23 protein-coding genes are annotated in these 26,295 nt (G+C 47.7%); 10 read left to right on the top strand and 13 right to left on the bottom strand.

Going from position 1 to position 26,295, the window contains the following annotated elements:
• The first annotated feature begins 76 nt into the window (after positions 1–76).
• Both EXT46_RS15345 and yeiP read left to right on the top strand, forming a co-directional pair.
• A complete protein-coding gene (locus tag EXT46_RS15345) occupies positions 77–871 on the top strand; it encodes a nucleoside-binding outer membrane protein (RefSeq protein ID WP_045980322.1) in 795 nt (264 codons plus the stop codon).
• Between the two features lie 42 nt (positions 872–913).
• Positions 914–1,480 (top strand): elongation factor P-like protein YeiP, encoded by a 567-nt coding sequence (gene yeiP / locus EXT46_RS15340; RefSeq protein ID WP_045980321.1) that lies wholly within the window; start codon positions 914–916, stop codon positions 1,478–1,480.
• Between the two features lie 65 nt (positions 1,481–1,545).
• Here the strand turns inward: yeiP and EXT46_RS15335 are convergent, their stop codons facing one another.
• The 3 genes from EXT46_RS15335 to EXT46_RS15325 are packed head-to-tail and all read right to left on the bottom strand — an operon-like array spanning position 1,546 to position 3,329.
• Positions 1,546–1,962, bottom strand: coding sequence for a hypothetical protein (locus EXT46_RS15335; protein ID WP_130148335.1), 417 nt, complete (start codon positions 1,960–1,962; stop codon positions 1,546–1,548).
• Positions 1,952–2,515 carry a hypothetical protein gene (locus tag EXT46_RS15330; protein WP_130148333.1) on the bottom strand — a complete coding sequence of 188 codons (564 nt, stop codon included), beginning with the start codon at positions 2,513–2,515 and terminating at the stop codon, positions 1,952–1,954. The genes EXT46_RS15335 and EXT46_RS15330 overlap by 11 nt, the downstream gene beginning before the upstream one ends.
• A 19-nt stretch (positions 2,516–2,534) precedes the next feature.
• On the bottom strand, positions 2,535–3,329 hold the full coding sequence (locus EXT46_RS15325) for a M48 family metallopeptidase (protein WP_045980319.1): 795 nt from the start codon (positions 3,327–3,329) through the stop codon (positions 2,535–2,537).
• A 246-nt stretch (positions 3,330–3,575) separates the two neighbouring features.
• Here EXT46_RS15325 and EXT46_RS15320 point away from each other — a divergent pair, with 246 nt between their 5' ends.
• A complete protein-coding gene (locus EXT46_RS15320; RefSeq protein WP_130148331.1) occupies positions 3,576–4,769 on the top strand; it encodes a multidrug effflux MFS transporter in 1,194 nt (397 codons plus the stop codon).
• Positions 4,770–4,799: 30 nt separating this feature from the next.
• Here the strand turns inward: EXT46_RS15320 and grpE are convergent, their stop codons facing one another.
• Together grpE and EXT46_RS15310 are read right to left on the bottom strand one after the other, a co-directional pair.
• A complete protein-coding gene (grpE, locus tag EXT46_RS15315) occupies positions 4,800–5,387 on the bottom strand; it encodes a nucleotide exchange factor GrpE (protein WP_022946174.1) in 588 nt (195 codons plus the stop codon).
• A gap of 49 nt (positions 5,388–5,436) precedes the next feature.
• A complete protein-coding gene (locus EXT46_RS15310) occupies positions 5,437–6,390 on the bottom strand; it encodes an HrcA family transcriptional regulator (RefSeq protein WP_053911515.1) in 954 nt (317 codons plus the stop codon).
• Between the two features lie 88 nt (positions 6,391–6,478).
• Here EXT46_RS15310 and nadK point away from each other — a divergent pair, with 88 nt between their 5' ends.
• From nadK to recN, 3 genes are all read left to right on the top strand, one after another.
• A complete protein-coding gene (gene nadK, locus EXT46_RS15305; protein WP_022946172.1) occupies positions 6,479–7,363 on the top strand; it encodes an NAD(+) kinase in 885 nt (294 codons plus the stop codon).
• Positions 7,364–7,475: 112 nt separating this feature from the next.
• Positions 7,476–8,021: a hypothetical protein gene (locus EXT46_RS15300; protein WP_205988248.1), complete on the top strand. Its 546-nt coding sequence runs from the start codon at positions 7,476–7,478 to the stop codon at positions 8,019–8,021.
• A 69-nt stretch (positions 8,022–8,090) separates the two neighbouring features.
• Positions 8,091–9,764 (top strand): DNA repair protein RecN, encoded by a 1,674-nt coding sequence (recN, locus tag EXT46_RS15295; RefSeq protein ID WP_130148330.1) that lies wholly within the window; start codon positions 8,091–8,093, stop codon positions 9,762–9,764.
• 91 nt (positions 9,765–9,855) lie between these two features.
• Here recN and EXT46_RS15290 read toward each other — a convergent pair whose 3' ends face one another.
• The 6 genes from EXT46_RS15290 to EXT46_RS15265 all read right to left on the bottom strand — a co-directional run bounded on the left by EXT46_RS15290 (position 9,856) and on the right by EXT46_RS15265 (position 18,475).
• The gene (locus EXT46_RS15290) at positions 9,856–10,464 is read right to left on the bottom strand and encodes a LysE family translocator (protein WP_130148328.1); all 609 of its coding nucleotides are present in this window, start codon (positions 10,462–10,464) and stop codon (positions 9,856–9,858) included.
• Between the two features lie 141 nt (positions 10,465–10,605).
• Complete coding sequence (locus EXT46_RS15285; RefSeq protein ID WP_130148326.1) at positions 10,606–12,021, bottom strand: FAD-dependent oxidoreductase; 1,416 nt, start codon at positions 12,019–12,021, stop codon at positions 10,606–10,608.
• Between the two features lie 8 nt (positions 12,022–12,029).
• Positions 12,030–16,487: a glutamate synthase large subunit gene (gltB, locus tag EXT46_RS15280; protein ID WP_130148324.1), complete on the bottom strand. Its 4,458-nt coding sequence runs from the start codon at positions 16,485–16,487 to the stop codon at positions 12,030–12,032.
• A gap of 338 nt (positions 16,488–16,825) precedes the next feature.
• The gene (locus EXT46_RS15275) at positions 16,826–17,740 is read right to left on the bottom strand and encodes a transporter substrate-binding domain-containing protein (RefSeq protein ID WP_130148322.1); all 915 of its coding nucleotides are present in this window, start codon (positions 17,738–17,740) and stop codon (positions 16,826–16,828) included.
• A 189-nt stretch (positions 17,741–17,929) separates the two neighbouring features.
• The gene (locus EXT46_RS15270) at positions 17,930–18,268 is read right to left on the bottom strand and encodes a Grx4 family monothiol glutaredoxin (protein ID WP_022946165.1); all 339 of its coding nucleotides are present in this window, start codon (positions 18,266–18,268) and stop codon (positions 17,930–17,932) included.
• An 18-nt stretch (positions 18,269–18,286) separates the two neighbouring features.
• Positions 18,287–18,475: a hypothetical protein gene (locus EXT46_RS15265; protein ID WP_130148320.1), complete on the bottom strand. Its 189-nt coding sequence runs from the start codon at positions 18,473–18,475 to the stop codon at positions 18,287–18,289.
• Between the two features lie 147 nt (positions 18,476–18,622).
• On the opposite strand from EXT46_RS15265, the gene EXT46_RS15260 reads away from it, so the two are divergent.
• From EXT46_RS15260 to EXT46_RS15245, 4 genes are all read left to right on the top strand, one after another.
• On the top strand, positions 18,623–19,207 hold the full coding sequence (locus tag EXT46_RS15260; protein WP_022946164.1) for a Fe-Mn family superoxide dismutase: 585 nt from the start codon (positions 18,623–18,625) through the stop codon (positions 19,205–19,207).
• A 231-nt stretch (positions 19,208–19,438) separates the two neighbouring features.
• Entirely contained in the window at positions 19,439–21,361 is a 1,923-nt protein-coding gene (locus tag EXT46_RS15255; protein ID WP_022946163.1) for a PrkA family serine protein kinase, read from the top strand.
• A 29-nt stretch (positions 21,362–21,390) separates the two neighbouring features.
• Entirely contained in the window at positions 21,391–22,677 is a 1,287-nt protein-coding gene (locus tag EXT46_RS15250; protein ID WP_130148318.1) for a YeaH/YhbH family protein, read from the top strand.
• Positions 22,678–22,692: 15 nt separating this feature from the next.
• Positions 22,693–24,201 carry a SpoVR family protein gene (locus tag EXT46_RS15245; RefSeq protein ID WP_130148316.1) on the top strand — a complete coding sequence of 503 codons (1,509 nt, stop codon included), beginning with the start codon at positions 22,693–22,695 and terminating at the stop codon, positions 24,199–24,201.
• Here EXT46_RS15245 and EXT46_RS15240 read toward each other — a convergent pair whose 3' ends face one another.
• Both EXT46_RS15240 and EXT46_RS15235 read right to left on the bottom strand, forming a co-directional pair.
• The gene (locus EXT46_RS15240; RefSeq protein WP_022946160.1) at positions 24,202–25,167 is read right to left on the bottom strand and encodes a diguanylate cyclase; all 966 of its coding nucleotides are present in this window, start codon (positions 25,165–25,167) and stop codon (positions 24,202–24,204) included.
• 3 nt (positions 25,168–25,170) lie between these two features.
• The gene (locus EXT46_RS15235; RefSeq protein ID WP_022946159.1) at positions 25,171–26,175 is read right to left on the bottom strand and encodes a response regulator; all 1,005 of its coding nucleotides are present in this window, start codon (positions 26,173–26,175) and stop codon (positions 25,171–25,173) included.
• Positions 26,176–26,295: the final 120 nt, after the last annotated feature.

Genomic DNA, 26,295 nt, shown 5'->3' with positions numbered 1-26,295 from the left:
CAACGCCATGCAGATGGTGGTTGTTCGCCATCATCTGCTATAATTGCGTTGACTTTCCTTTTAGAAACATCTTGTTATGAAAATCAATACACGTAACCTTGTCGCCTGTGCATTGACAGGCTGTAGCTTGCTGAGCATGCCAGCGTTCGCGGCCAATTGGAGTCAGACTCAACTGCACGTGAATTATGGCGACTTTAAAAATCCTTTCTCGGGCCAAAAAGCAGATACCAGCGTCGTGTCTTTGCAACACGCGTCGGCTTACGATTACGGCGATAACTTCTTTTTTATCGATGTTATTCATGATGACCTTGATGATGGCTACCAAGACAGTGATTTCTACGGTGAGTGGTACTCGAATTTCAGCCTATCAAAAATCTCTGGCGAAAATATCAGTGCCGGCCCTCTCAAGGATGTCGGTTTTGTAATGGGCTTTAATGCCGCAGGCGATGCCAAGGTGCTGAAATACCTACCCGGGGTGAAACTCGACTGGCAGGTGGATGGCTTTGACTTTTTCTCTACCTTAGTCACGGCTTATATTGATGATAGCGATGGCGTTAGTGCCGGCGGCGCGCCAACCGAAAGCGACAGTTGGATGCTGGATATTGCCTGGGGCGCACCTTTTAGCCTCGGCGAGCAAAAGTTCTACTTTACCGGCCACGTTGAGTACATCGATGGCCGCACTAATGAGTTTGGCGAAAAAGTACAAAACTGGGTACTAGCACAACCGATCCTGCAGTGGGATTTGGGCCACGCGCTTAACGCCAAAGAACGCACCTTGATGCTAGGTATCGAATGGCAATATTGGCACAATAAACTGGGCACCAATACCTCTGAGTCGGTTCCGCAAATTCACTTGGCTTGGACCTTTTGATCAGGTAACTTACAGCTCTTAGATAATCGAGGAATAATAATAATGCCCAAGGCAAGTGAGATAAAAAAACACGCGGCTATTGAGTATCAAGGTCGGGTGATGATTGTACGCGACATTGAGCGCTCTGTGCCTCAAGGCCGTGCCGGTGGGAGCCTATACCGCATGCGTATGTATGATGTGGTTGATGGCACCAAGGTGGATGAAACGTTCAAAGCCGAAGACATGCTTAATTTTGCCGATTTACAGCGTCGTGCTGCGATGTTTTCGTATGTTGACGGTGATGAGCATGTGTTTATGGATGAAGAGGACTACACCCCCTATCATCTCAACAAAGACAGCATTGCTGAACAGCTACTGTTTATTGACGAGTCGACCAAAGGTTTACAGGTGGTGTTAGTTGAAGGACGCCCTGTGTCCATCGACCTACCAACTAGCGTTGAATTAGTGATTGAAGACACCTCACCATCCATTAAAGGGGCGTCGGCCAGTGCACGCACCAAACCGGCAACCTTGAGTACAGGGCTGGTAGTACAAGTGCCTGAACACATTTCCAGCGGCGATAAGATTAAAATTAACACCGCTGAGAGCAAGTTTATCAGCCGCGCTTAGCGCTGTTTTTTTTCAGAGGTAAGCGCACGCTTACCTCTTTGTTCCAAATTCCCCTGGCCCATTGGCTATTCATTACGTGTGTACACCTGCAGCAGTGGATGATCGTAGCGTGCAAAGTCAACGGTAATAGACAAACGTTGGTGCCCCGTAAATAAATACTTAAAGGCCTCTGGCGAGCGCCGCGTACCATCGGCAAACAGCCCCATGACCTGCTGATGATTCAAACTGCGTTGGCCGCTTTCAGTGTTTTCAATGGTCAGCATCGCCACACGACGCCCAGAGCGACTGCTCATAGGCACCACATTTAATACTTTGAAAGCACTGATATCCGGCTCAATATTGTTATCATTAGCAAAGGCAAGCGCTAAGTTTGTTGGCAAACTAGGGTCTAGATGCAAAGCGCTATCACTGCCCTTGGCATCGCTAAAACCGCTATAACTCGCCACGGCTATCAATAGTGTCACTAAGTAATTATTGGCCACAGATTTCTCCAGGTGATGGCAGTGCATGGTCAGTGCCTTGCACAAACCATTGTTTATCTCGCTTGACTAACAGCATCGCAGGAGGCCCGGGCTGGCGCTGAACCTCTGTTAAGCGGTAAAAACCCAGTGCTTTAGGGCAATATGCATAGAGCACCTGCATGTAGCCAGGCTCGTTATCATTGTGCTGTTGCGCCAACACATAAGGGCCAATCTGCTCATAGTGCTTTGATTTATCGATCACACTCTGCATACCCACAAGCAGTAAAATGCCATGTAAGGCACTCATTAGCATGACCGCTTGCGCGGCGATAGTAGCCAAAGGCCTGTAGCTGCGCTTTTCTATCGCCCACCACAAATATGCGCTCAAACCACCAGCCAGTACTAACTTAACCGAGCTAAACACCACACCGATACGATACATCAGCATGGGACTGTGCCACTGTATGGCAAATACCGGCGCGCTAATCAAACTATCAGTAATAAGCACAAGCGCCAGTAACAGTGGGATAAATACTGGCGGCCTTTGTTTAAGTTTTTTATAGGCGCTGAGCATTTAAGTGCTTACCGAGCGACTAACGGCATTGCGGGCGCTTGCCTTGCTTTTGAGCACTGCTATACAAGCTTTGTGCATTGGTCATTTGCTTTTGCAACTGCGTAATGCGACTTGATGGCGCCGGGTGGGTTGATAAAAACTCTGGCTGACGAGCGCCACCTTGCTTGGCCATATTCTGCCACAATGCCACTGACTGTTGGGGCTCAAAGCCTGCTTTGGCCATCAACTCAAGACCGATTTCATCGGCTTCGCTTTCATGAGTACGACTAAAAGGCAACACCACCCCAAATTGGGCTCCTAGACCCAAGGCCTGCATAATCTCATTGCGATAGCTCACCTCGCTCATATCCAGAGCCACGGCGCCTAACTGCATACCCGTTTGCAGTAGTTGGCTTTGCGAAACGCGTTCATTTGAATGCTCAGCAATCACGTGTCCCACCTCATGACCCAACACCGTCGCGAGTTGATCTTGATTCTGCGCGACATCTAATAGCCCGGTGTGCACACCAATGTAGCCACCTGGTAATGCGAAGGCATTCGCCGAGGGTTCATCAAACACCACCACTTCCCACTCTTGTTGCGCGTATTGCTGCGGTAGAACGGTGATCACCGCATCAGCCACACACTGCACATAGGCATTGGTGGCCGGATCTTTGTTGATCTTCTGTTCTTTTTTCATTTGTTCAAAGCTAGCACCGCCGAGTTGGCTCATCTCACTGTCTGAATATAAAGCCACTTGGGTGCGCCCTGTTGGCGATGTTTTGCATCCACCAAGCGCGGCGACAAGCGCCAGCGCGATTAAAGCATGTTTCATGATTTGTTCCCTATTTACCGAATGAGGTTAGCATAGCAAAGTGTGATGGGGCTCGCCTAGCTCTACGCAAAAGTATAAAACTGTATAATTAACATTATCTTAATAACATTTGGCTGTTACCTACTGGCAGCGGGTGATATAGTGAACAAACCAAGGTGTTTTATCCGTCTGCGCTGAACCCCAATACGTTAAAAGTATCAAGCCAGCCTTGGTTTCTCCACACTATCAAATTGAAGACTGAATTCTATGTCCACAGACGATATAAGAACGCCTAGTCGGCGTTTATTACTGCCGCTGTTAGCCAGTATTGTTGCTATTACCCCGCTTGCGGTGGATATGTATCTGCCGGCGATGGTGCAAATTGCCGCTGATTTAGGCGCGACCATGCCACAAGTACAAATTTCACTGAGTGTGTACTTAGGTGGTTATGCGTTAGGTATGCTGTTTTTTGGCCCCATAGCCGATCAAATGGGCCGTCGTCGCCTTGCCCGCATTGGCCTTGGGCTATTCGCGCTGTGCTCATTGGCATTGGCATTTTGCCAAGACATCCATCTTTTTTGGGCATTACGTGCTGCGCAAGCCTTTACCGGCGCCGCTGCTACCGTTGTGGTGCCTGGCATTATTCGTCATATATATCAGCAAAATACCGCTAAAGGCATGAGCTATGTGTCGATGATTATGATGATTGCGCCGCTCATTGCCCCGAGTATTGGCTCGCTGATCCTCGGCCTTGCGCAGTGGCAAGTGATTTTCTTAACGTTAGCGGGCTATGCCGTATTTATTCTTGTGTGGGTGCAAATGCACCTGATCGACATTCCCATTTATCGCAGCGAAAAGCGTGGCTTGAGGCTGTTTTTTGAAAGCTACTCGGTAGTACTGAGCGAACCTAAAGCCCGGGCAGATATACTTTCCTCAATGTTGGCGTCATTCGCTTTCTTTTGCTTTTTGACCTCGGTGCCGTTTATCTATTTAGATTACTTTGAAGTGTCAGAGCAATTATTTGGGGTGTTATTTGCCTTTAACGTAATAGCGCTGATGATAGGCAACTTCGTCAATACCCGTGTGGTGCCAAAAGTGGGTTCTCGGCGCATGTTGTTTATCGGCTTAGCTCTGGCTTTTATGGCCGGCGGCACCTTACTCACAGTGAGCCTAATGCAGCAGTCACTGTACTTTATTGTCTTTAGTATTGCGCCATTAATGATGAGTTTGGGTATCATTGCCAGCAATGCTGATGCCCTTATTTTAATGGAATTCGAACGCAACTCCGGCACGGCAACCGCCGTGATTGGTACCTTGCGTTTTGGTAGCGGCGCGCTGGTAGGGCCTATTCTCGCCCTGATCCATCCTGAAAATGCGGTGCCATTTTCAAGTATGATGTTCAGTGCCCTAGTACTGATTCTGCTTACCCAGTTTTGGCACCACAAAAAAAATGCCCGCTAAGCGGGCATTTAAAACATTATCTAAAGGCTATTACGGTGCCTTTGACACCATCACCATAGCCGGGCGCAACAAGCGACCGTTGAGTGTGTAGCCCTTTTGCATCACTGCAAGCACAGTATTAGGTGCTACGTCTTCACTGGGTTGCATACTCATTGCCTGATGTAAATCAGGGTTGAATGTTTCGCCTTGAGGCTCAACCACTTCAACGTTAAATTTGCCAAGCGCTTCAACAAAGCTTTTTGCTGTCATTTCAACGCCTTCGAGCATAGGCTTAATAGCCTCGTTGTCTTTATCAGCGAACTCAATGGCACGTTCAAGGTTATCGAGCACAGGAAGCAGATCACCGGCAAACTTTTCCAGTGCAAACTTGTGCGCCTTGTCGACATCTTGAGCTGCACGGCGACGAATGTTTTCCACTTCGGCAGCAGCGCGAACAACGCTATCTTTTTGATCTTCTATCGTTTGCTTCGCCGCTTCTAATTCTGCGTGAAGCGCAGCGATTTCAGCTTCTGCGCTGTTATCATCGCCTTGAGCTTGTTGCTCACTCGCCTGCTCTTGTTCCACCGCTTCTTGCGGGTTGTCCTGTTCGTTTTCTTTCGCCTGTGTTTGCTCGGACATTTATCTGTTCTCCAAAAACTGCTTAACTGCGTTTCATTATGGGGATGGTTTAAGTGGTTTCAAGGTCCACTTCTTCGATTTGCGCAAATTCTTGAATAATTGCTTCGATCTCTGCTGATTTTGGGGCAATCACACAAAACCGGCTTTGGTATTCGTGATTCGCAAAGTAAGCCAAACTCAATATTAAGAAGTCATCAAATCCCGGCATCGGCACACTGTTACCTAGTAGCACCGACACGCCATTGCGAAAGGCCAGCTTGTCTTCAACCGCATGTAAAAAGCGCACTCCAATAGCATATTCTTGGTCGTGCTGGCTGTGAGCGTAGAGGTTATTCTCGCCCACCACGATGCTGTTATCAGTGCCCAATTTATTACCCAGCTCTCGCGTCCACTGAGCCAGTGAACCATGACAATAATGCGGTGCAGTGCGACTCATTGCTTTCATGCGGTGGATCCCCTCGAGCAGGTTTTGCTGGGCAAACACCGAATTCAGCCAAGTTGCAAACTGATAGCGAATGTCGTCATTGGCTTCGACGGGCTTAGTAATAAGAATGTTATGGCTTTGCCCGTGCCGGTCAAGCAGCAGCACTAGCCAATGTTTGCGGTCAAAATCAAGTACTTCAACTCGAAATACAACTTGCGTCGTTACCTGTGGTAGGCCGACACAGACGCACACTTTAAAGCGTCGCGCGAGGTGATGCGCAAACTCAATCAGTTTGTCCTGCGGGGGCTGCCAATACAAGCCGAGTTGGTCAAGGTCGAAATAGCTGTCAAACCAAAACGCAAACCCCTGCTCAGTAGGAATACGCCCCGCAGAGGTATGAGGTGAGTACAGTAAACCGAGCTTTTCAAGTCGAGACATGGCATTGCGCACGGTGGCACTGCACACCGCCATGCCTTTTTGCTTAGCAATGCGGGTCGAGGCGACAGGATTACCTTCGCCGTCGCAATACAAGCTCATTACAGCAGAGAAAATCTGCTCGTCACGTGGTGATAATTTCATATAGTTATAATTTAGGCTCTTTGCCTCAGTTTCAACACCCTGACTTTTGCGTTACTCTATAAGGAGTTAGTTCGGTCTTGGCACATTTATGAGCGCATCTTTTAAAACCATAGGCTTAATTGGTAAAGCCAATCATGAAGGCGCGGCGCTGACATTACAACGCCTCTATACCTTTTTGCAAGCACTAGGCTACAAGGTTTTGGTCGAGCGCCACTATGGCGGCCAACTTGAAGACGCGAAAGAAGCCACTTTGGTGGACTTAGTGGAGTTGGGTGAACGGGCCGATTTGGCGATTGTTGTCGGCGGTGATGGTAACATGCTTGGTGCTGCTCGGGTGCTTGCCCGCTTTGATGTTGGGGTGATCGGCGTCAACCGAGGTAACTTAGGCTTTCTAACCGATTTAAACCCCGATAGCTTTGAAGCCTCTTTAGAGCAGGTTCTCAGCGGTCAGTATATAGAAGAAAAACGCTTTTTATTGGAAGTCGAAGTGTTTCGCCATGCTGAGCTAAAAAGTGCCAACTCAGCCATGAATGAGGCCGTACTGCACGCCGATAAAGTGGCTCATATGATTGAATTTGAGTGTTTTATCAACGATGATTTTGTCTTTTCGCAAAAATCAGATGGCCTGATAGTGTCCACGCCCACGGGTTCTACCGCCTATTCACTTTCTGGTGGCGGGCCCATACTCACGCCAGGTCTAAATGCCATGTCGCTAGTACCTATGTTCCCACACACCCTCTCCAGCCGCCCGCTCGTCGTTGATGGCGACAGTGTGGTGCGTTTGCAACTCAGTCCTAGTAATACCGATAGCCTGCAAGTGAGTTGTGATAGTCATGTGGTACTGGCCCTGCTCCCTGGTGATGAGGTCGTTATTAAAAAGGCTGAAAAGCCTTTGCGGCTAGTCCATCCAACTGACTATTCGTACTATAACGTGTTGAGGCAAAAGCTAAACTGGGGCTCACGCTTGTATTAGCCAGCGTTAACTTAACGTTCAGTTTTTATTGCAATTAGGCCCTATTTACATAAGAATAGGGCATTCGTTGTTTTCGGTTCCCACTCGTATCCTCATGGTTTTCGTCGTCATCTTGACACTTATTTTACTTATTACCTTGCTTGGTGTGTACATGGTCATTGAGCGCAACCGTGAGAAAGCGCGAGAGGCTCAACGACGTATGTTTAACGCTCGGGTCAAGCAAGTTCAACAACGCTTTCAAAGCCATCTGCATGAGTATGAAGAAGCTCGCATTCTACGTCCCAAACATGTGCCGCAACTCAATGCTATCTGCAGCAACTTCTTCGTTGTTCAAGGGCACAATGAGGATAACCTCACGTATTTAGAATACATCAGTGAACGTGTGCTGCAGACGTTGGACAGCGAATTAGCTAAGTCTTATGTGCGTAACGACATAGATACCCTAGCAGAGCGGATTCAATACTTTATTAGTGAATTACCCACACGCGGTATCGAGTTTAATGCTGCGTTTTACCATGACATCCTCCCTACCCTGCTGACGCAGCTTACCTCCGCCGATCTCAGTGACCACGAGCAGCTTAAAGACGAGCCTGATGAGACTGAGGACGACGTCGATGAGCAGCAAGAGCACTCATCAGCTCGGCACGAAACTGTTTAAAATTTAATTTGCAAAAACCACAAACACTGTATAGATTAACAGTTATACATAACTGGATGGATGAACAGTATGCTGTGTGGATTAAAAATTACTAATTTTGCCATTGTAAGCGAATTGGAAACCCAATGGCGCAGTGGCATGACCGCCATAACCGGTGAAACAGGGGCCGGTAAATCCATTGCTATTGATGCGCTGTCGCTGTGTTTAGGTGAACGTGCTGACGCTGGCGCAGTGCGCCCAGGGGCAAAGCAAGCCGATATTAGCGCGCGGTTTGATATTAGCCAGCTGCCTAAAGCACAACAGTATTTGCAAGAGCATATGTTAGAGGGCGATGATGACGAGTGTTTGCTGCGTCGCGTGGTTGCTAAAAATGGCCGTAGTAAAAGTTACGTTAATGGCATTGCCGTCACCGCTGGACAGCTAAAGGAGTTGGGCCAATATTTACTTTCCATCCACGGCCAACATGCTCATCAACTGTTGTTAAAAAGCGATCAGCAGCTGCATTTGCTAGACGAATACGCAGGCCACGGTGCACTACTTGAACAAGTGGCCAGCGCACATCATACCTATACCAATCTCCATCGCGAACGCCAGCAGCTAGAAGCTAAGCACGCCCAACAACAAGCACAGAAGCAACTGCTTGAATATCAAGTTGCTGAGCTTGATGAGTTCTCCCTCAATGAGGGTGAATACGCTGACATTGAAGCTGAGCATCACAAACTCAGTCATTCACAGCAGTTACTAGAAGGCTCACAACAACAGCTTTATGCCTTGTATGAGGGCGAAGAACAAACCATTAACGGTGCATTGCAACAAAGCGCCGCTGCTATCGCCGAACTGGCCAACATTGATAACGCGCTCGAGGGCGTAGCGACTATGCTCAATGATGCGTGTGTGCAAGTGGAAGAGGCTAGCCGCGAGTTACGCGCTTATTGCGATGGCGCCGAGCTGGATCCACAGCGCTTACAGTATCTAGATGAGCGTCTTGGCACCGCAGTAACTCTGGCAAGAAAGCACATGGTTGAACCCGACGCCTTAGTAGAGCACCATCAGCATATTAAGGCTGAGTTAGAAGCTATTTGCGTTGATGACCAACGTTTAGCCCAATTAGACGAAGAAATAGCCTCGGCACTGGCTGCTTATCAGCAGCACAGTTTAGCGCTTTCAGACAGCCGCAAACACGCGGCTGAGCAACTGGGCGAGTTAATTGGCGCCAGTATGCATGAATTATCGATGGAAAATGGCCGCTTTGCCATTGAGCTTGATTACGACAACGAACGACCCCCCAGTAAGCTAGGCCAAGACCGCATAGAGTTTATGGTCAGTACCAACCCAGGCCAGCCCTTACAGGCGCTTAGCAAAGTAGCATCCGGAGGCGAGTTATCGCGCATCAGTTTAGCGATTCAAGTAATTATCGCTCAACGGGTTACCACGCCTACTCTTATTTTTGATGAAGTGGATGTGGGTATTTCTGGCCCGACAGCCGCTGCGGTAGGTAAGTTATTACGTCGTTTGGGTGAATCAACACAAGTAATCTGTGTGACCCATTTACCGCAAGTGGCTTCCAGTGCTATGAACCAGTTTTTTGTCGCCAAAGAAGTGGCCAATGATGAGACCTATACACAGATGCAGCCATTGAATAAGCAAGGACGAGTCGATGAAATTGCACGGTTATTAGCAGGAGACAACATTAGTAAAGCAACTCTGGCTAACGCCAAAGAGTTGATTGCCGCACACGGGTGAGGGATTACACTCGATTAACTCTATATGAGCGCTCAGAGCGCTAACAACTCGACATTAGCCAGTGTACGGTCTTATGGATTGAGGCTGTGCACTAAAGTGCTGTTACTATTTCCTTGAGCACAGGTATCACCGATAACACCAGTAACAATGCCATTGCCAGGTTAAACCAGCGACGTCTGTTTGCGGTGTTGAGTAGATTTTTAAGCATTGAACCGAACATTAGCCACACGCCAACGCAGGGAAATGACACCAATAAGAAAGTCAGGACGATAACAATATTGTCGCCACTAAATTCCCCTCCAACACTCGTAAAAGCGGCAATAGCGCCGCTAGCAACAACCCAAGCTTTACCATTAACCCATTGAAATAACGCACCATTGATAAATGATAAAGGTCGATGCTGCTCCTTCCCCTCAATGGCAGCGGATGAAAAAGCAATAACAAACGCAAGATAGAGTAAATAAAGAACACCTAAACACTTTATGACAAAGTGCAGGCTTGGGTATCTGCTAAATACATAAGAAAATCCTAGGCCGACAAGCAACAACATAACAGCAAAGCCCACGCAAATGCCTGTCAGTAACGGCAGACTGCGCTTAACGCCAAAGTTAACGCCAGAAGTCATCACTAAAATATTGTTGGGTCCTGGGGTGATGGAAGCAGAAATGGCAAACAGAGTCACCGCTAACACATATTCCATAGCTCATTACCTCCCTGTCATAATTTGCACTTACGGATGAAAAACCGGTTGAGCGGTTTTTAGCTTATCCTTTTTCAGTCACTGTTAGCTATAAAAAAACGGGCCAACAAGGGCCCGCTTTGATTTTCCCAGAAAAGAACTTTATACCTCGAGGTAGTCCATGATGCCCTCGGCGGCGTTTCGACCTTCAAAGATCGCGGTGACGACCAGATCGGATCCTCGTACCGCGTCACCGCCAGCGAAAATCTTTGGATTAGTCGTTTGGTGAGTATATTCGCCTTGCTCAGGCGCAGTGATCCCACCCCAACTATTGATTTCGACACCAAACGGCGATAACCACTCCATCTTGTGGGGCTTAAAGCCAAAAGCTATGAGCACGGCGTCAGCGGCCACGACATGTTCAGAGCCCGCGACTTCTTCGGCGCGGCGACGACCATTTTCATCCGCCTCTGCGAGTTGGGTTTTTATCATTTTCACACCGGTGACGATGCCTTGTTCATTCACCTCAATACCTTTGGGTTGCACGTTGAACATGAATTCCACGCCTTCTTCTTTGGCGTTTTTCACCTCGCGCTTTGAGCCTGGCATATTTTCTTCATCGCGACGATAGGCACAGATCACATGGCTTGCCTGTTGACGCACCGAAGTACGCACACAATCCATCGCGGTGTCTCCACCGCCGAGCACGACAACGCGCTTGCCTTGCATATCAACAAAAGGCGTTTGGCTTTCGTCATAGCCCATCACGCGATTAGTATTACCAATTAAAAAGGGTAATGCGTCATAGACGCCTTCGGCATCCTCATTGGCTAAATTGCCGCGCATGCTTTGGTATGTGCCAACACCTAAAAAGACTGCATCGTATTGATCAATAATACTTTGCAATTCAATATCTTTGCCTATTTCGGTATTCAGTTGAAACTCCACTCCCATCTCGGTGAAGATTTCACGACGACGCTGCATTACTTCTTTTTCGAGCTTGAAAGAAGGAATACCAAAGGTTAGCAACCCCCCGATTTCCGGATGACGGTCAAATACCACCGGCTTAACGCCATTGCGTACCAACACATCAGCACACCCCAAGCCAGCGGGGCCAGCACCAATAACGGCGACTTTTTTATCGGTCCACACTACGTGCTTCATATCAGGCTTCCAGCCCATAGCAAACGCGGTATCGGTGATGTATTTTTCTATATTCCCTATAGTCACCGCGCCGAAGTCTTCATTGAGCGTACAAGCGCCTTCACAAAGACGGTCTTGCGGGCATACCCGCCCACACACCTCTGGCAGGCTATTGGTGCGGTGAGACAGCTCAGCTGCCTCGAGTATACGCCCAGTGCGGATCAGCTTTAGCCACTGCGGGATGTAATTATGGACCGGGCACTGCCACTCACAATAGGGGTTGCCGCAATCCAAGCAGCGATCGGCCTGAGAGTCGACTTGGTTTTGCGAAAATGGTTCGTAAATCTCGACAAACTGTTGCTTGCGTGTGGAAATCGGCTTTTTCCTTGGATCCACGCGCTGCACGTCAATAAATTGATAAACATTCTGACTCATACTTCCTCCTATTGCGCCTGTACGCGCAACTCCGCGCTACTGCGGGCGCGGTGGCCCAATAAACTCTGCACATCACTGGATCTTGGTTTCACCAACTTAAACAGCGGTAGATACAGATCAAAGCTAGCAAGAATAGCCTCGGCTCGCTGCGAACCGGTGAGTTCTAAGTGTTCAGCTATCAATCCACGGAGGTGCTCATGATGTGTTACTAAGTTATCCAGTTCGACAATTTCCACCAGCTCTGGGTTGATGCGTTTATCAAAGTCTTGGGCTTCGTCGAGTACATAGGCAAAACCACCTGTCATCCCTGCACCAAAGTTCACCCCAACCTTACCAAGCACACATACGACGCCGCCGGTCATGTATTCGCAGCCATTATCTCCTAAGCCTTCAACCACAGCGGTGACGCCGGAGTTACGCACACCAAAGCGCTCGCCAGCACAACCAGCAGCATATAAATGACCCCCAGTTGCACCATATAGGCAGGTATTGCCAATAATTGCCGCTTGGTGTGATTGGAAACATGAGCCCATTGGTGGGCGAACGACTAAGCGCCCACCGGCCATGCCTTTACCGACATAATCATTGGCATCGCCAATAAGGGTCATCTCGAGGCCACCGGCATTAAACACACCAAAGGATTGCCCGGCAGTGCCATGTAGCTCAAGGCGAATTGGATCAGCGGCCATACCCTGGTTACCGTGCTTCGAGGCAATATAGCCGGAAAGCATGCCACCAATGGAACGATCGGTGTTATTAATGCGGCTCACCAAATTTAAACCCGATAAGTTATCAATGGCCTCCTTGGCTTTATCGAGCAGCTCCTCATTCAAGCGCCCCGTATAATGCGAAGTATTGTGCACCGAGCGGTATAGGGTCTCACCGCTGATATTATTGGGCTTCTCCAATAAATGACTGAGGTCGACTTTTTGCTGTTTCGGCGTTTTGCCCTCAATGGCTTCGAGTAATTCGGTGCGACCAATTAAATCCACTAGCCGCGTGACGCCGAGCGATGCCATGATTTCTCGCGCTTCTTGGGCAATAAACTTAAAGTAGTTCATCGCCATCTCAGGCAAGCCATGATAATGCTTGGCCCGTAATGTCTCGTCTTGCGTCGCTACACCGGTTGCGCAGTTATTGAGGTGACAAATACGCAGGTATTTACATCCCAGAGCCACCATAGGTCCGGTGCCAAAACCAAAGCTTTCAGCGCCGAGTATGGCCGCCTTAATGATATCTAGGCCGGTTTTTAAACCGCCGTCTGTTTGCAAGCGAATACGGTGACGCAAGCCATTTTCAACTAGGGCTTGCTGCGTTTCCGCTAATCCCAACTCCCACGGGCTACCCGCATACTTTACTGATGTCAGTGGGCTGGCCCCGGTGCCACCGTCGTACCCGGCTATGGTGATAAGGTCGGCGTAAGCTTTGGCCACACCGGTAGCAATGGTGCCGACCCCTGGCTCTGATACCAACTTAACCGAGATCATCGCACTTGGATTCACCTGCTTGAGGTCGAATATCAGCTGCGCCAAATCCTCAATAGAGTAAATATCGTGGTGTGGTGGAGGTGAAATTAAGGTCACACCTGGTACCGAATACCGAAGTTTTGCGATATAAGGTGTGACCTTCTCACCGGGCAGCTGGCCTCCCTCGCCGGGCTTAGCGCCTTGGGCGACTTTGATTTGGATAACATCAGCACTGCGCAGATAGTGCGGAGTGACGCCAAAGCGTCCTGATGCCACTTGTTTAATACGTGAATTTTTCTCGGTACCAAAGCGCAGCTTGTCCTCGCCACCCTCGCCCGAGTTAGAACACCCGCCTAAGCGGTTCATCGCAATTGCCAGAGCTTCATGCGCTTCTGGCGATAACGCGCCGATACTCATGGCGGCGGAATCAAAACGCTGATAAAGCGCCTCTGCCGGCTCAACATCATCGACACTAATGGCCTTTGTATCGCTGCGCAGCGAGAGCATATCGCGCAAATTAGTGATGGGACGATTGTTTACCAGGGCCGCATAACGTTGATAGTCCGCATAGTCTCCTGAGCGCACTGCGGTTTGCAGTGTTTGGATCACATCGGGGTTATAAGCGTGATATTCGCCGCCATGAACGTATTTTAACAGCCCACCATGGGAGAGCAGTTTACGTGCACTAAATGCCAGTTTGCGCAACTTGCCTTGGTCGTGCTCAAAATCCTCAAAACAGGCACCAGCGATACGACTCGCCACGCCTTTAAAGCATAGCTCGACCACTATATCGGATAGCCCCACCGCTTCGAACAACATAGAGCACCGGTATGACGAAATGGTACTGATCCCCATTTTCGACATAATCTTAAACAACCCTTTGTTGATAGCGTTACGATAAGACAGCGTCACTTCGCGGTAGCTCTTGTCGATCACCTTGTTATCGCTCATCGCCACCAGCGACTCATAGGCGAGGTAAGGGTAAATAGCGGTTGCACCAAAACCAAGTAACACCGCGAAATGATGAGGATCGCGTGCGCTTGCAGTTTCGATAATTATGTTAGTGTCACAACGCAAGTTGTTATTCACTAAACGTTGCTGAACCGCACCAACGGCCATTGCCGCCGGAATAGGCAGGCTGTCTTGGGTAATATGGCGGTCGGTTAAAATCACCATCACCGCGCCTTCTTCAGCCTTACGCTGCGCCTCATCACAAACGCGTTCCAACGCCTGCTCTAAGGTCTCATCACTGGTGTAGTTTAGGTCCACTTGGCTGTGGCTATAGTGCTCATCATTGGCACTGCGCAGCTGCACCATATCCGAGTACATCAGCACTGGCGAATCAAATTGCAAGCGCTTAGCGTGTCCTGTGGTCTCATTGAAAACATTTTGCTCACGACCAATGCAGGTCGTTAGTGACATGACATGGTTTTCCCGCAGTGGATCGATAGGCGGATTCGTGACCTGAGCAAACTTTTGTCGAAAATAATCATATAAGGAGCGATGGCCTTCAGAAAGTACCGCAAATGGCGTGTCATCGCCCATTGAACCGGTGGCTTCTTGGCCATTTTCACCCATTACCCGAATGACCTGGTCCAACTCCTCATTGGTGTACGCAAACATTTTCTGATAAATCAGTAGCGTATCAGCGTCAAACGAACGGTTACCGGCTTCTTTGTCGGTCAGCTTCTCAAAAGGCGTGAGGCGCTTAACGTTTTGCTCCAGCCATTGTTTGTAAGGATGCCTTGCTTTAAGGTCTTGATCGATCTCCCCTGAGTGCCATACCTTGCCATGCAGGGTATCAACCACCATCAGTTCACCGGGACCAACACGGCCCTTCTCCACCACCTCATCGGCGGCATAATCCCAAATCCCGACCTCTGAAGCCAAGGTGATAAACCCGTCTTGGGTCACCACATAGCGAGCAGGTCGCAAGCCGTTACGGTCGAGGTTACATGCCGCAAAGCGACCATCGGACATCACAATGCCCGCAGGTCCATCCCAAGGCTCCATATGCATAGAGTTGAAATCATAAAAAGCGCGCAGATCATCATCCATCGCTCGGTTCTTTTGCCATGCCGGTGGCACTAACATGCGCATCGCGCGGAACAGGTCCATCCCCCCGGCTAAAAACAACTCCAGCATGTTGTCCAAGCTTGAGGAGTCTGAGCCACTCTCGTTGACAAAAGGGGCGGCACTTTGCAAATCAGGCAGCAGTGGCGAGGAAAACTTATAAGCACGGGCCCGAGCCCATTGTCGATTGCCCGTTATGGTGTTGATTTCACCGTTATGAGCCAAATAGCGGAACGGCTGTGCTAGAGGCCATCGCGGCTGGGTATTGGTGGAAAAACGTTGGTGAAAAACACAAATTGCCGAGGTCATGCGGATATCTGCCAAATCGAGATAAAAATTTGGCAAATCCTCTGGCATCATCAAGCCTTTATATACGGTGACTAGCCCAGACAGGCTAGCAATGTAAAAATCCTTATCCTGTTCTAGCTGTTTTTCGATACGTCGGCGGGCAATGTACAGCCGACGTTCCAAATCTTTTGGTCGCCATCCTTCCGGGGCGCTGACAAAAACCTGCATAAACTGTGGCAATTGCTTTAAGGCAATATCGCCTAAGTAACTGGTATCGGTCGGCACTTCACGCCACCCTTGTAGGGTCAGTGTTTCTTGTTCTAGTTCTTTAGTGATAACGCGTTTTGCCGCTTCGGCTTGAACCGGATCTTGGCTTAGGAAAACCATTCCCACAGCATAGTTCTTGCCCAGTAACCAGTTGTTTTCTTTGGCTACAGCTCGAAAAAAGCTGTCTGGCTTTTGCATCAGCAAGCCACAACCATCACCGGTTTTACCGTCTGCAGAAATACCACCCCGGTGTTCCATACGGGCAAGACCCGTGATCGCGGTGCGAATCAACTTATGGCTGGCTTGCCCATTGACTTGGGCTATCAAGCCAAAGCCACAATTATCTTTTTCTAATGCTGAGTCATATAACATTTGCGGACTCCTCTCCCCCTTGCTACTGCGTGCTAACCGCGTTGCAAGCAACCCTCACAGGCGGCCTAGCAGACCGTCAACGCTAACGCTTTGCAAACAGAGTGTCAATGAAATCATGAATACATATTCACATTCTTGAATATTTTTCACGCTTTGTAAACATATGCAAAGCAAGGGGGTATAGAGGTATTTTTACTATTTATACTCGTTATTTTTTATATGACACCAGTGTCATATTTACAAATCGTGTAAATAGCGAGCCTAAAAACGGACGTTTACGTTAACGTAAAGATGGGGTGCATGTGAATAATTATTCGTATTGCGAATAAAAATTCACCTCAATGTGCGCCCTGAGCTGCACAGTGCTCGTCAATACGCTCAGTAAGCTGTTGGCGCAATTGCTGAGCATTGGCAACAGGAATGGTTTGATTGATATCTTGCATCAACACTTGCCACTGTGGCCGCGTTTTCGATAGCGCAAAATACAATGGCTGATTGGTTATGCTTGGTTGCAATACTCGATAGGCAGCGCGGTCAATACCGTTTGCACTGGCAACGGTATGTAATACCAAGGGATCGCCAATAATGAGGTTAACGCGCCCGTTAACCACTAAGTTAAGGTTTTGCGCATCATCTATAGCTTGCTGAACAATGACTTGACCACTGTCGATCACTTGATCTACCTGGGGGGCATTTTGATAGCCACGAACGATACCAAGAGAGTAATTGGGCAATTCCGATATTTGCGGGGCCTGGATGATAGCACTGTCTGCTGCAGCCACATAATGCACCGGTGCATGCGCAAGTGCTGAGGACAATGCGAGGTGATTAAGCCGCGTGCTGCCAGGGATGACGTCTGAGGGCGCGGATGATTCTATTTCATACTCAGGGGCTAAAATGTCCGCATGACCCAATTCAGTCATGCGCACCGCTCGAGCCCAAGGCAAAAACCTGAACTCAGGATTATACCCAGCCTGCAATAGCAACGCCGCCATATAATGCAATAGCCAGCCCCCCTGACATTGATTACGCCCCAAGTAAGGAGGCCAATCAAGCGTCGCGACGACCACATTACGCTCGAACCCCGCATCGACAATAAAGGTACTGCCGCGCCAAAAGCCTGTGTAACTCATGGTTGCATCATTTACTTGATAGTCAATCGTAATAGATTGACCTTGCGCGTAGGAGTAGCTAGCGGGGAGTATGGCCACTGCCAAAATTAAAACGGTCATACGAATATAAAGCATGAACATACAAGGCACGCCCAATAAACTGCTATTAATAACAAAGTTTAACCGAAGATGTGCAGATGGAAAGTTTTTACCGAGGGATTCGAAAAATTGCTTTTTTAGTGAGAAATGCGTTGCTGATCGATGGTATCAGTCAAAGCCTCTGGACAGGGCTCTTAATAAAAAAGCCAGGAGAACCTGGCTTTTTTACTCTTATTCGCTATCAGCGTCTTTGTACTTTGCCGCTGTTTGCTCAATGAGAGGCTGCAACTCGCCGCGTTGGAACATCTCAATAATAATGTCGCAACCACCGACTAACTCACCTTCCACCCATAACTGCGGAAAAGTTGGCCAGTTCGCATATTTTGGTAACTCAGCACGAATATCCGGGTTTTGTAGGATATCAACGTAAGCAAACTGCTCGCCGCAAGAAATCATCGCTTGCGCTGCTTGAGAAGAAAAGCCACAGCTTGGTAGTTTTGGAGAGCCTTTCATATAAAGCAGAATGGGATTTTCAGCAATTTGCTGTTTAATCTTTTCAACGGTTTCCATGTACAACCTCAATTTCTGTTAAATGTGACGGTAAGTGTTGAAATCCATCACTTTGACCACAATGTCTATCGTTAGCAGTAATTTTAAAGCAAACAGCGCGCTGTTGATACCGTAGCATAACGGTGATGAAGGCAACCACGATATTTTTTGCTCTGATGTAGCAAAATCGTCGTATAAGACGTCTACTGTAAACGCAGGTTCAGGCACTTGTCGCCGTTTTGGCGTTGCTGTTTGCTAAAACTTGAGTAAAATACTCAGGAATTATAGTACCACTATAATGGCATTCAGTACACTTTGCGCAGTCCGCGCGCAGCTGCTTGCCCTTTTTTCAAATAATGATAGATGGAGAAAAACATGGCATTTGAACTACCGTCACTACCATACGAAATCAATGCATTAGAGCCACATATCTCTCAAGAGACGCTTGAGTATCACCACGGTAAACACCACAACACCTACGTGCAAAAGCTAAATGGCCTTATTGCTGGTACTGATTTCGAAGGTAAATCTCTCGAAGAAATCGTGTGCTCATCTGAAGGCGGTGTTTTCAATAATGCTGCTCAGATCTGGAACCACACGTTCTACTGGCACAGCCTTTCTCCAAACGGTGGTGGTGCACCAACCGGCGCTGTAGCCGATGCGATTAACGCTAAATGGGGCTCTTTTGAAGCGTTCCAAGAAGCATTCAATGACAAAGCAGTAAACAACTTCGGTTCGAGCTGGACTTGGCTAGTTAAAACTGCAGACGGTTCATTGGATATCGTTAACACCTCAAATGCAGCTACGCCTCTAACTGAGCAAGGCGTAACTCCAATTCTGACCGTTGACCTTTGGGAACATGCTTACTACATTGACTACCGCAATGTACGTCCAGATTACCTTAAAGGCTTCTGGTCGCTAGTAAACTGGGACTTCGCAAACCAGAACTTCAGCGCTTAATTTTTCCGCTGATATAAATAGGTGAAATTTTTTCACCTGCTTGTTCTAAGTTGATAAAAGCCGTGTGCGCACCATGCTCATGCGGCTTTTTTGTGGCTGTTCATAGCGCTAAATATGAATAACTAAATTCCTAATATATTTCGCAAAATTTCACTTTACTGTCTACGCTTTAAGTACCGAGTCGCATCTTTCCACCCTTTCATCTCAGCTTCGGGTAACTTGGAGGTCGGTATGACAATTTTCGAGCATTATCAATCACGATTTGAAGCATCCCAGGAAGAAGAGTACAGCATTAGCGAGTTTCTAGAGCTGTGCAAAAAAGACAAGACAGCCTATGTCACGGCACCAGAGCGCCTGCTAACAGCCATAGGCGAGCCAGAAATGGTCGATACATCGCAAGATGCGGTGTTAAGTCGGCTTTTCTCTAACCGAGTTGTACCAAGATACCCCGCTTTCAATGAGTTTTATGGTATGGAAGATGCCATTGAGCAGATTGTTTCCTACCTAAAACACGCCGCACAAGGCCTAGAGGAGTGTAAACAAGTATTATACTTGCTTGGCCCTGTAGGCGGTGGTAAATCATCGATTGCTGAAAAGCTTAAGTACTTGATGCAACAAGTGCCTATTTACTGTCTCAAAGGCTCACCGGTGAATGATCACCCCCTGAGCCTTTTTAATGCCATTGAAGACGGCGAACTGCTAGAAAAAGAATACGGCATTAAAAAGCGTTATTTGCGTACCATCATGTCACCTTGGGCAGCAAAAAGATTAAAAGAATACAATGGTGACATCAGTCAATTTAAGGTGGTAAAGCGCTACCCCTCTATTTTAAATCAAGTGGCCATTGCCAAAACTGAGCCTGGTGATGAAAACAACCAAGATATCTCCGCCCTAGTGGGTAAAGTTGATATTCGTAAACTTGAACATTACGCGCAAAACGATCCAGATGCGTACGCGTACTCAGGCGCTTTATGTCTTGCCAACCAAGGCTTGATGGAATTCGTCGAAATGTTCAAAGCGCCCATTAAAGTACTGCATCCGCTGCTAACTGCCACCCAAGAAGGCAACTACAACGGTACTGAAGGGATTTCCGCCCTGCCCTTTAATGGCATTATTTTGGCCCACTCAAATGAATCAGAGTGGCAAACGTTTAAAAATAATAAGAATAATGAAGCCTTTTTAGACAGGGTTTACATCGTGAAAGTGCCGTATTGCTTACGTGTCACTGAAGAGGTAAAAATTTACGATAAGTTACTACACAACAGCGAGCTAAGCGACGCTCCGTGTGCTCCAGGCACTTTAGAAACCTTAGCGAAGTTCTCGGTGTTATCGCGGCTAAAAGAGCCTGAAAACTCCAGCATTTACTCAAAAATGCGGGTCTACGATGGTGAAAGCCTGAAAGATACCGACCCCAAAGCCAAATCCTACCAAGAGTACCGCGACTATGCCGGCGTCGACGAGGGCATGACAGGGCTATCAACCCGTTTTGCATTTAAAATCTTGTCGCGCGTGTTTAACTTTGATCACAGTGAAGTGGCTGCCAATCCGGTCCATCTTTTCTATGTATTGGAACAGCAGATAGAGCGGGAGCAATACAGCGCTGAAGTGCAAGAACGTTACTTGTCGCACTTAAAAGGCTACCTGATCCCTCAATATGTCGAATTTATCGGTAAAGAGCTACAAACAGCTTATTTAGAGTCGTACTCCGAGTACGGGCAAAATATCTTCGATCGCTACGTCACCTATGCCGACTTTTGGATCCAAGATCAAGAATACCGCGACCCTGACACCGGACAGCTATTCGACCGCGCCGCACTCAATGCTGAGCTGGAGAAAATCGAAAAACCTGCGGGTATTTCTAACCCCAAAGACTTCCGCAACGAGATCGTTAATTTTGTTTTACGAGCGCGCGCTCACAACAATGGTAAGAACCCGCTATGGACTAGCTACGAGAAACTGCGCACCGTGATTGAGAAAAAAATGTTCTCCAACACCGAGGACTTACTGCCGGTTATCTCATTTAATACCAAGACGTCAGCAGAGGATCAGAAAAAACACGAAGACTTCGTTAACCGAATGGTTGAAAAAGGCTACACCCAGAAACAAGTGCGCTTACTGTCTGAGTGGTATTTGCGCGTTCGCAAATCGCAGTAACCAGCACGTAGTGAGTTGAGGGAGGTTTTATGGCGCACTTTATCGACAGGCGCCTGAACGGCAAGAATAAAAGCACGTTAAATAGACAGCGCTTTATTCGCCGCTATAAAAAGCAAATTAAAGAAGCCGTTTCAGACGCGATAAATAAACGCAGTGTTACTGATGTCTCTAGCGGGGAAAGCATTTCTATCCCCGCCAAAGACATCAAGGAGCCTTTTTTTCATCAAGGTCGCGGGGGGCATCGTGAGCAGGTGCACCCGGGCAACGACCAATTTAATAAAGGCGATAAAATAAAACGCCCGCCGCAGGGTCAAGGCGGCGGCGCTGGTGAGGGCGAAGCCAGCGATCAAGGCGAAGGGCGAGATGAGTTTGTATTCTCAATTTCAAAGGATGAGTATCTAGACTTATTATTTGAAGATTTAGAACTACCGAACTTACAAGAAACCAGTGTCGATAAGCTGGTACAAATGAAAACGCACCGCGCTGGTTTTTGCAGCGATGGCATGCCAAGCAATATTGATATTGTTCGTTCTTTACAAGGTTCACTTGCCCGAAGAGTGGCGATGACCGCAGCAAAGCGACGCGAACTCGCTGAACTAAAAGCGCAATTGATTGAACTTGAGCATGCCCCCGTACCAGAGCAAACCAAAATTAACGCGCTCCTTGAGCAGATAGAAGTACTTGAGCGAAAAATATCTGCGGTGCCTTTTATTGATAATTACGACTTACGCTTTCGCAACTACGAAAAGCGTCCGCACCCCACTTCTAAGGCCGTTATGTTTTGCCTTATGGATGTCTCTGGTTCGATGGATCAAGCCACCAAAGACATGGCGAAACGCTTTTATATTCTTCTCTACCTATTTCTTACCCGCAGCTATGAAAACATTGAGGTGGTGTATATCCGCCATCATACTCAAGCCAAGGAGGTCGACGAACAAGAGTTTTTTTACTCCCAAGAGACTGGCGGCACCATTGTCTCCAGCGCATTAAAACTGATGCATCAAATAGTGAGTGAGCGATACGCATCCAGTGAATGGAATATCTACGCAGCGCAGGCGTCCGATGGCGACAACTGGGCAGATGATTCACCGCAATGCGCCGATTTGTTGAGCAACAAAATCTTACCCATGGTGCGATACTATGCCTATGTCGAAATCACCAATCGTGCACACCAAAGCTTGTGGCGAGAATATGAGCAACTCGCGGCTCAATTCGGCAACTTTGCCATAGAGCACATTCGTGCTGTTGATGATATTTATCCTATTTTCCGAGAGCTATTTAAGAAAAACGCCAACAAAACGGCGCGTAGCGCCTAGTAATGAGGGGCGATTATGACTCGAAAGCCATTAAGTGATGGTCCAGATTGGACCTTTGATTTGCTTGAGCAATACCGCGACGAAATAAAACGCGTTGCACAAAACTATAAGCTTGATACTTACCCGAACCAAATTGAAGTGATCACCGCTGAGCAAATGATGGATGCGTACTCCAGTGTCGGTATGCCTATTGGCTACAACCATTGGTCGTACGGTAAGAAATTTATCCAAACTGAGCAAAACTACAAGCGCGGACAAATGGGACTGGCCTATGAGATTGTGATTAACTCCAACCCTTGTATCGCATACCTGATGGAAGAAAACACCATGCCGATGCAGGCCCTAGTCATGGCTCACGCCTGCTATGGCCACAACTCATTTTTTAAGGGTAACTATCTGTTTAAAACCTGGACGGATGCCGGTTCCATTATTGACTACTTACTCTTTGCCAAAAACTACATTGGCGAATGCGAGCAAAAATACGGTATTGATGAAGTGGAGAATATTCTCGACTCCTGCCATGCGCTAATGAATTACGGTGTGGATCGCTATAAAAGGCCACAGCAAATCTCTTTGTTCGAAGAAAAGAGACGACAGAAAGAGCGAGCAGACTACTTACAGTCTCAGGTTAATGAGTTATGGCGCACAATTCCAGAGGCTGAGTCGCACAGCAAACAAAAGCGCGAGCGTTTTCCTCGTGAGCCGCAAGAAAATATTCTTTATTTCATCGAAAAAAATGCGCCCTTACTGGAACCTTGGCAACGAGAAATTGTGCGTATTGTACGCAAAATCTCGCAGTACTTTTATCCACAAAAACAGACCCAAGTAATGAATGAAGGGTGGGCTACTTTTTGGCATTACACCATACTTAATCACTTGTATGATGAGGGAAAAGTCACCGACGGCTTTATGCTCGAAGTACTACAAAGCCACACTAATGTGGTGTATCAACCTCCCTACAACAGCAACTACTATTCGGGGATTAATCCTTATGCTTTAGGGTTTAACATGATGACGGATATTCGCCGAATCTGCGAAAACCCAACGGATGAGGATAAACAATGGTTTCCGGAGTATGCTGGCAGTGACTGGCTGGAGACCCTGCATTTTGCCATGCAAAACTTCAAAGATGAGAGCTTCATCAGTCAATTCCTTTCTCCTCGTATGATGCGGGAGTTCAAACTGTTTTCCATCGTTGATGATGCTCAACAACCTCACTTGGAAGTCGGGGCTATTCACGATGAAGCGGGTTACCAAGCCATTAGGGAAACCCTGTCAGCGCAGTACAACCTCAGTAACCATGAGCCCAATATTCAGATTTATGATGTTGATATTAGAGGAGATCGTTCTTTAACTTTACGTTACGTACCACATCAATCGATTCCTTTAGCGGACTCAAGCGATGAGGTGATGAAGCACCTATATCGGTTGTGGGGGTTTGCAGTGAAGTTAGAGCAAGAGCAGCAAGATGGCAGCACCCAACTGCTCAGTCAGTGCCCTGCTGCGCAAAACAGCGACGCTTAATTAAGCGCCGTTGTTAGCGATAGAAATGCGGTTTCGCCCTTCTTGTTTTGACTTGTACAGCGCTTTGTCTGCTGCGGCGACCCACTGCTCATGTTGCTCAAAAGCGCTGTCGTACTGAGCGATCCCTACACTAATAGTCATTTTAATGACTTCCTCGTCAACAACCACTTGCGAACTTTCAACCTGTGCCCGCAAGCGCTCGGCAAATACTTTGGCGCCTTCTGCATCTGTATCATATAAAGTAATTGCAAACTCTTCACCGCCATAACGCCCAGCCATATCACTTTCGCGTAAGGTGTTGCTTATAATGTTGGCTATGTGTCTTAACGCCTCATCTCCTGCCGCATGGCCATGGCTGTCATTAATATTTTTGAAGTGATCGATATCTAGCATTAACAAGCTATCATGCCCTTGTGAGCGACTCACACGCTTAAACTCTTTTTGCAGACTTTCTTCCCAAAAGCTGCGATTAGGTAATTGCGTTAACCCGTCAGTGCGACTGATTTGCTCGAGCATGCGATTGGCTTCTTCCAATTCGATTTTATTCACTGCCTCGTCAGTTACATCATAAATAATGATGCATACGTGGGTCACATCTCCGGTGGTACTGGTTAACGGGATGAAGGTCGCATTTTGGTACATATGATTCGCTTTACCAGTGATCGGACGGTAGTTCTTAAAGCGAAAAATATAGGGTTTTTGCTCCCAAATAGTGAATGAGCGGTTTTTTAGTACAAACACTGACTCGGTTTTAGTTCGAAACCACTTCTCATCAATGCTGGGGAACAAGTCGAATAAGTCTTTGTCTTTCACCGCACTAGGCAGCAGCCCAGAGTGATTCTCCATAAAGCCATTCCATATGCACACCCGGTATTTGCGATCCAATACCACAAGGCCCACATCCACAGTATTGAACATGTCCATGAGCCAGTGTATTTCGTGCATATTAAAATCAGCTGCAGGCATAAATTAATCTTCCAATAGGTATTCGACTTTGTATTTGAGAGTTTTTAGGGAATCTTCTGTGAACAACAACATGAGGTCGCAATTTATATCATGGTCCTCGATTCCATAGCTGATTTCTATCGCCAATGTACGTTGCCAACGCGAGCGGTTGGCCGAGACCAATTCTTCAACTTCACGATGCTGACCGAGCACCACTGGGTGCCCTTGGGAAAAACCCACATCAAGCTGCTTGGCTAAGCCGGTAAGTACCGAGCCCACTAAAATATTGCTGACATCCATTAATAGTTCGAGCTCGACCGCATCGGTGATCTCTCCCTCGTAATTCATCAGTGACGCAATTTCTTTAAAGCTGGAGTCATTAAGCAATAATAATGCCTCGCCCGAGATCCCCCCACCAATAAAGCCCTGACAGATGCCTGAAGTTGCCGCATTTTGGTCGATTGAGCGAAGTGCCATTGCCAGCTCATTCACTTCAAGTACGTTTACATTAGGAATGGGCAGCTTTACGAATACATTAAGTAGCCGCGCGAGCAAGTCACCCGCTTGCCCCATCGCCACATTGGTGATCTCTTGATAAATGTCACGAATATCCGGGTCAAGCTGTTCCCCGAGCTGCAAGGCTAAACGTTGGCGTGCCGCCTTATCTTTTATGCCGTGCTGATCAATAATTTGCTCTAATTTGCTGGCATCGCACGGTTTGGCAATGAAATCAATCGCACCAAGCGCAAGAACACGCTCGTGCGCTGTCGGTTGGATATCACCAGAGACCACCACAACGAGCACCTGAATATTACGCTCTTTGATGGCCTGCAAGACTTGATAACCATCCATGCCTGGCATGTTGAGGTCGAGAAACAAGATTTCCGGTGAAAACGACTGCAATTTGTCTAGGCAGTCTTCGCCGTTGACGGCGTATTCCAGTTTTATCTCCCAATCTTCGGGTAGGGATCGGGCTAACTGCCTGCGAGCAACTGTGGAGTCATCACAAATTAACACTGGTGTTTTCATGACAGGCAGTACCTCACTCGCATGATCGTTGAATGGTGGTTAGTCGTATCGGAATGCGTTGTTATTGTTGTTGATCGCAAACTAGCCTGTATTAATGTTAATAAAAGATAACAATAAACA

This window comes from Pseudoalteromonas sp. CO325X, assembly GCF_004208955.1.
GTDB classification, from domain to species: Bacteria; Pseudomonadota; Gammaproteobacteria; order Enterobacterales; family Alteromonadaceae; genus Pseudoalteromonas; species Pseudoalteromonas ruthenica.
Note: the sequence above shows the minus strand (reverse complement) of the source record. Positions and strands in the feature narration are given on the sequence as shown.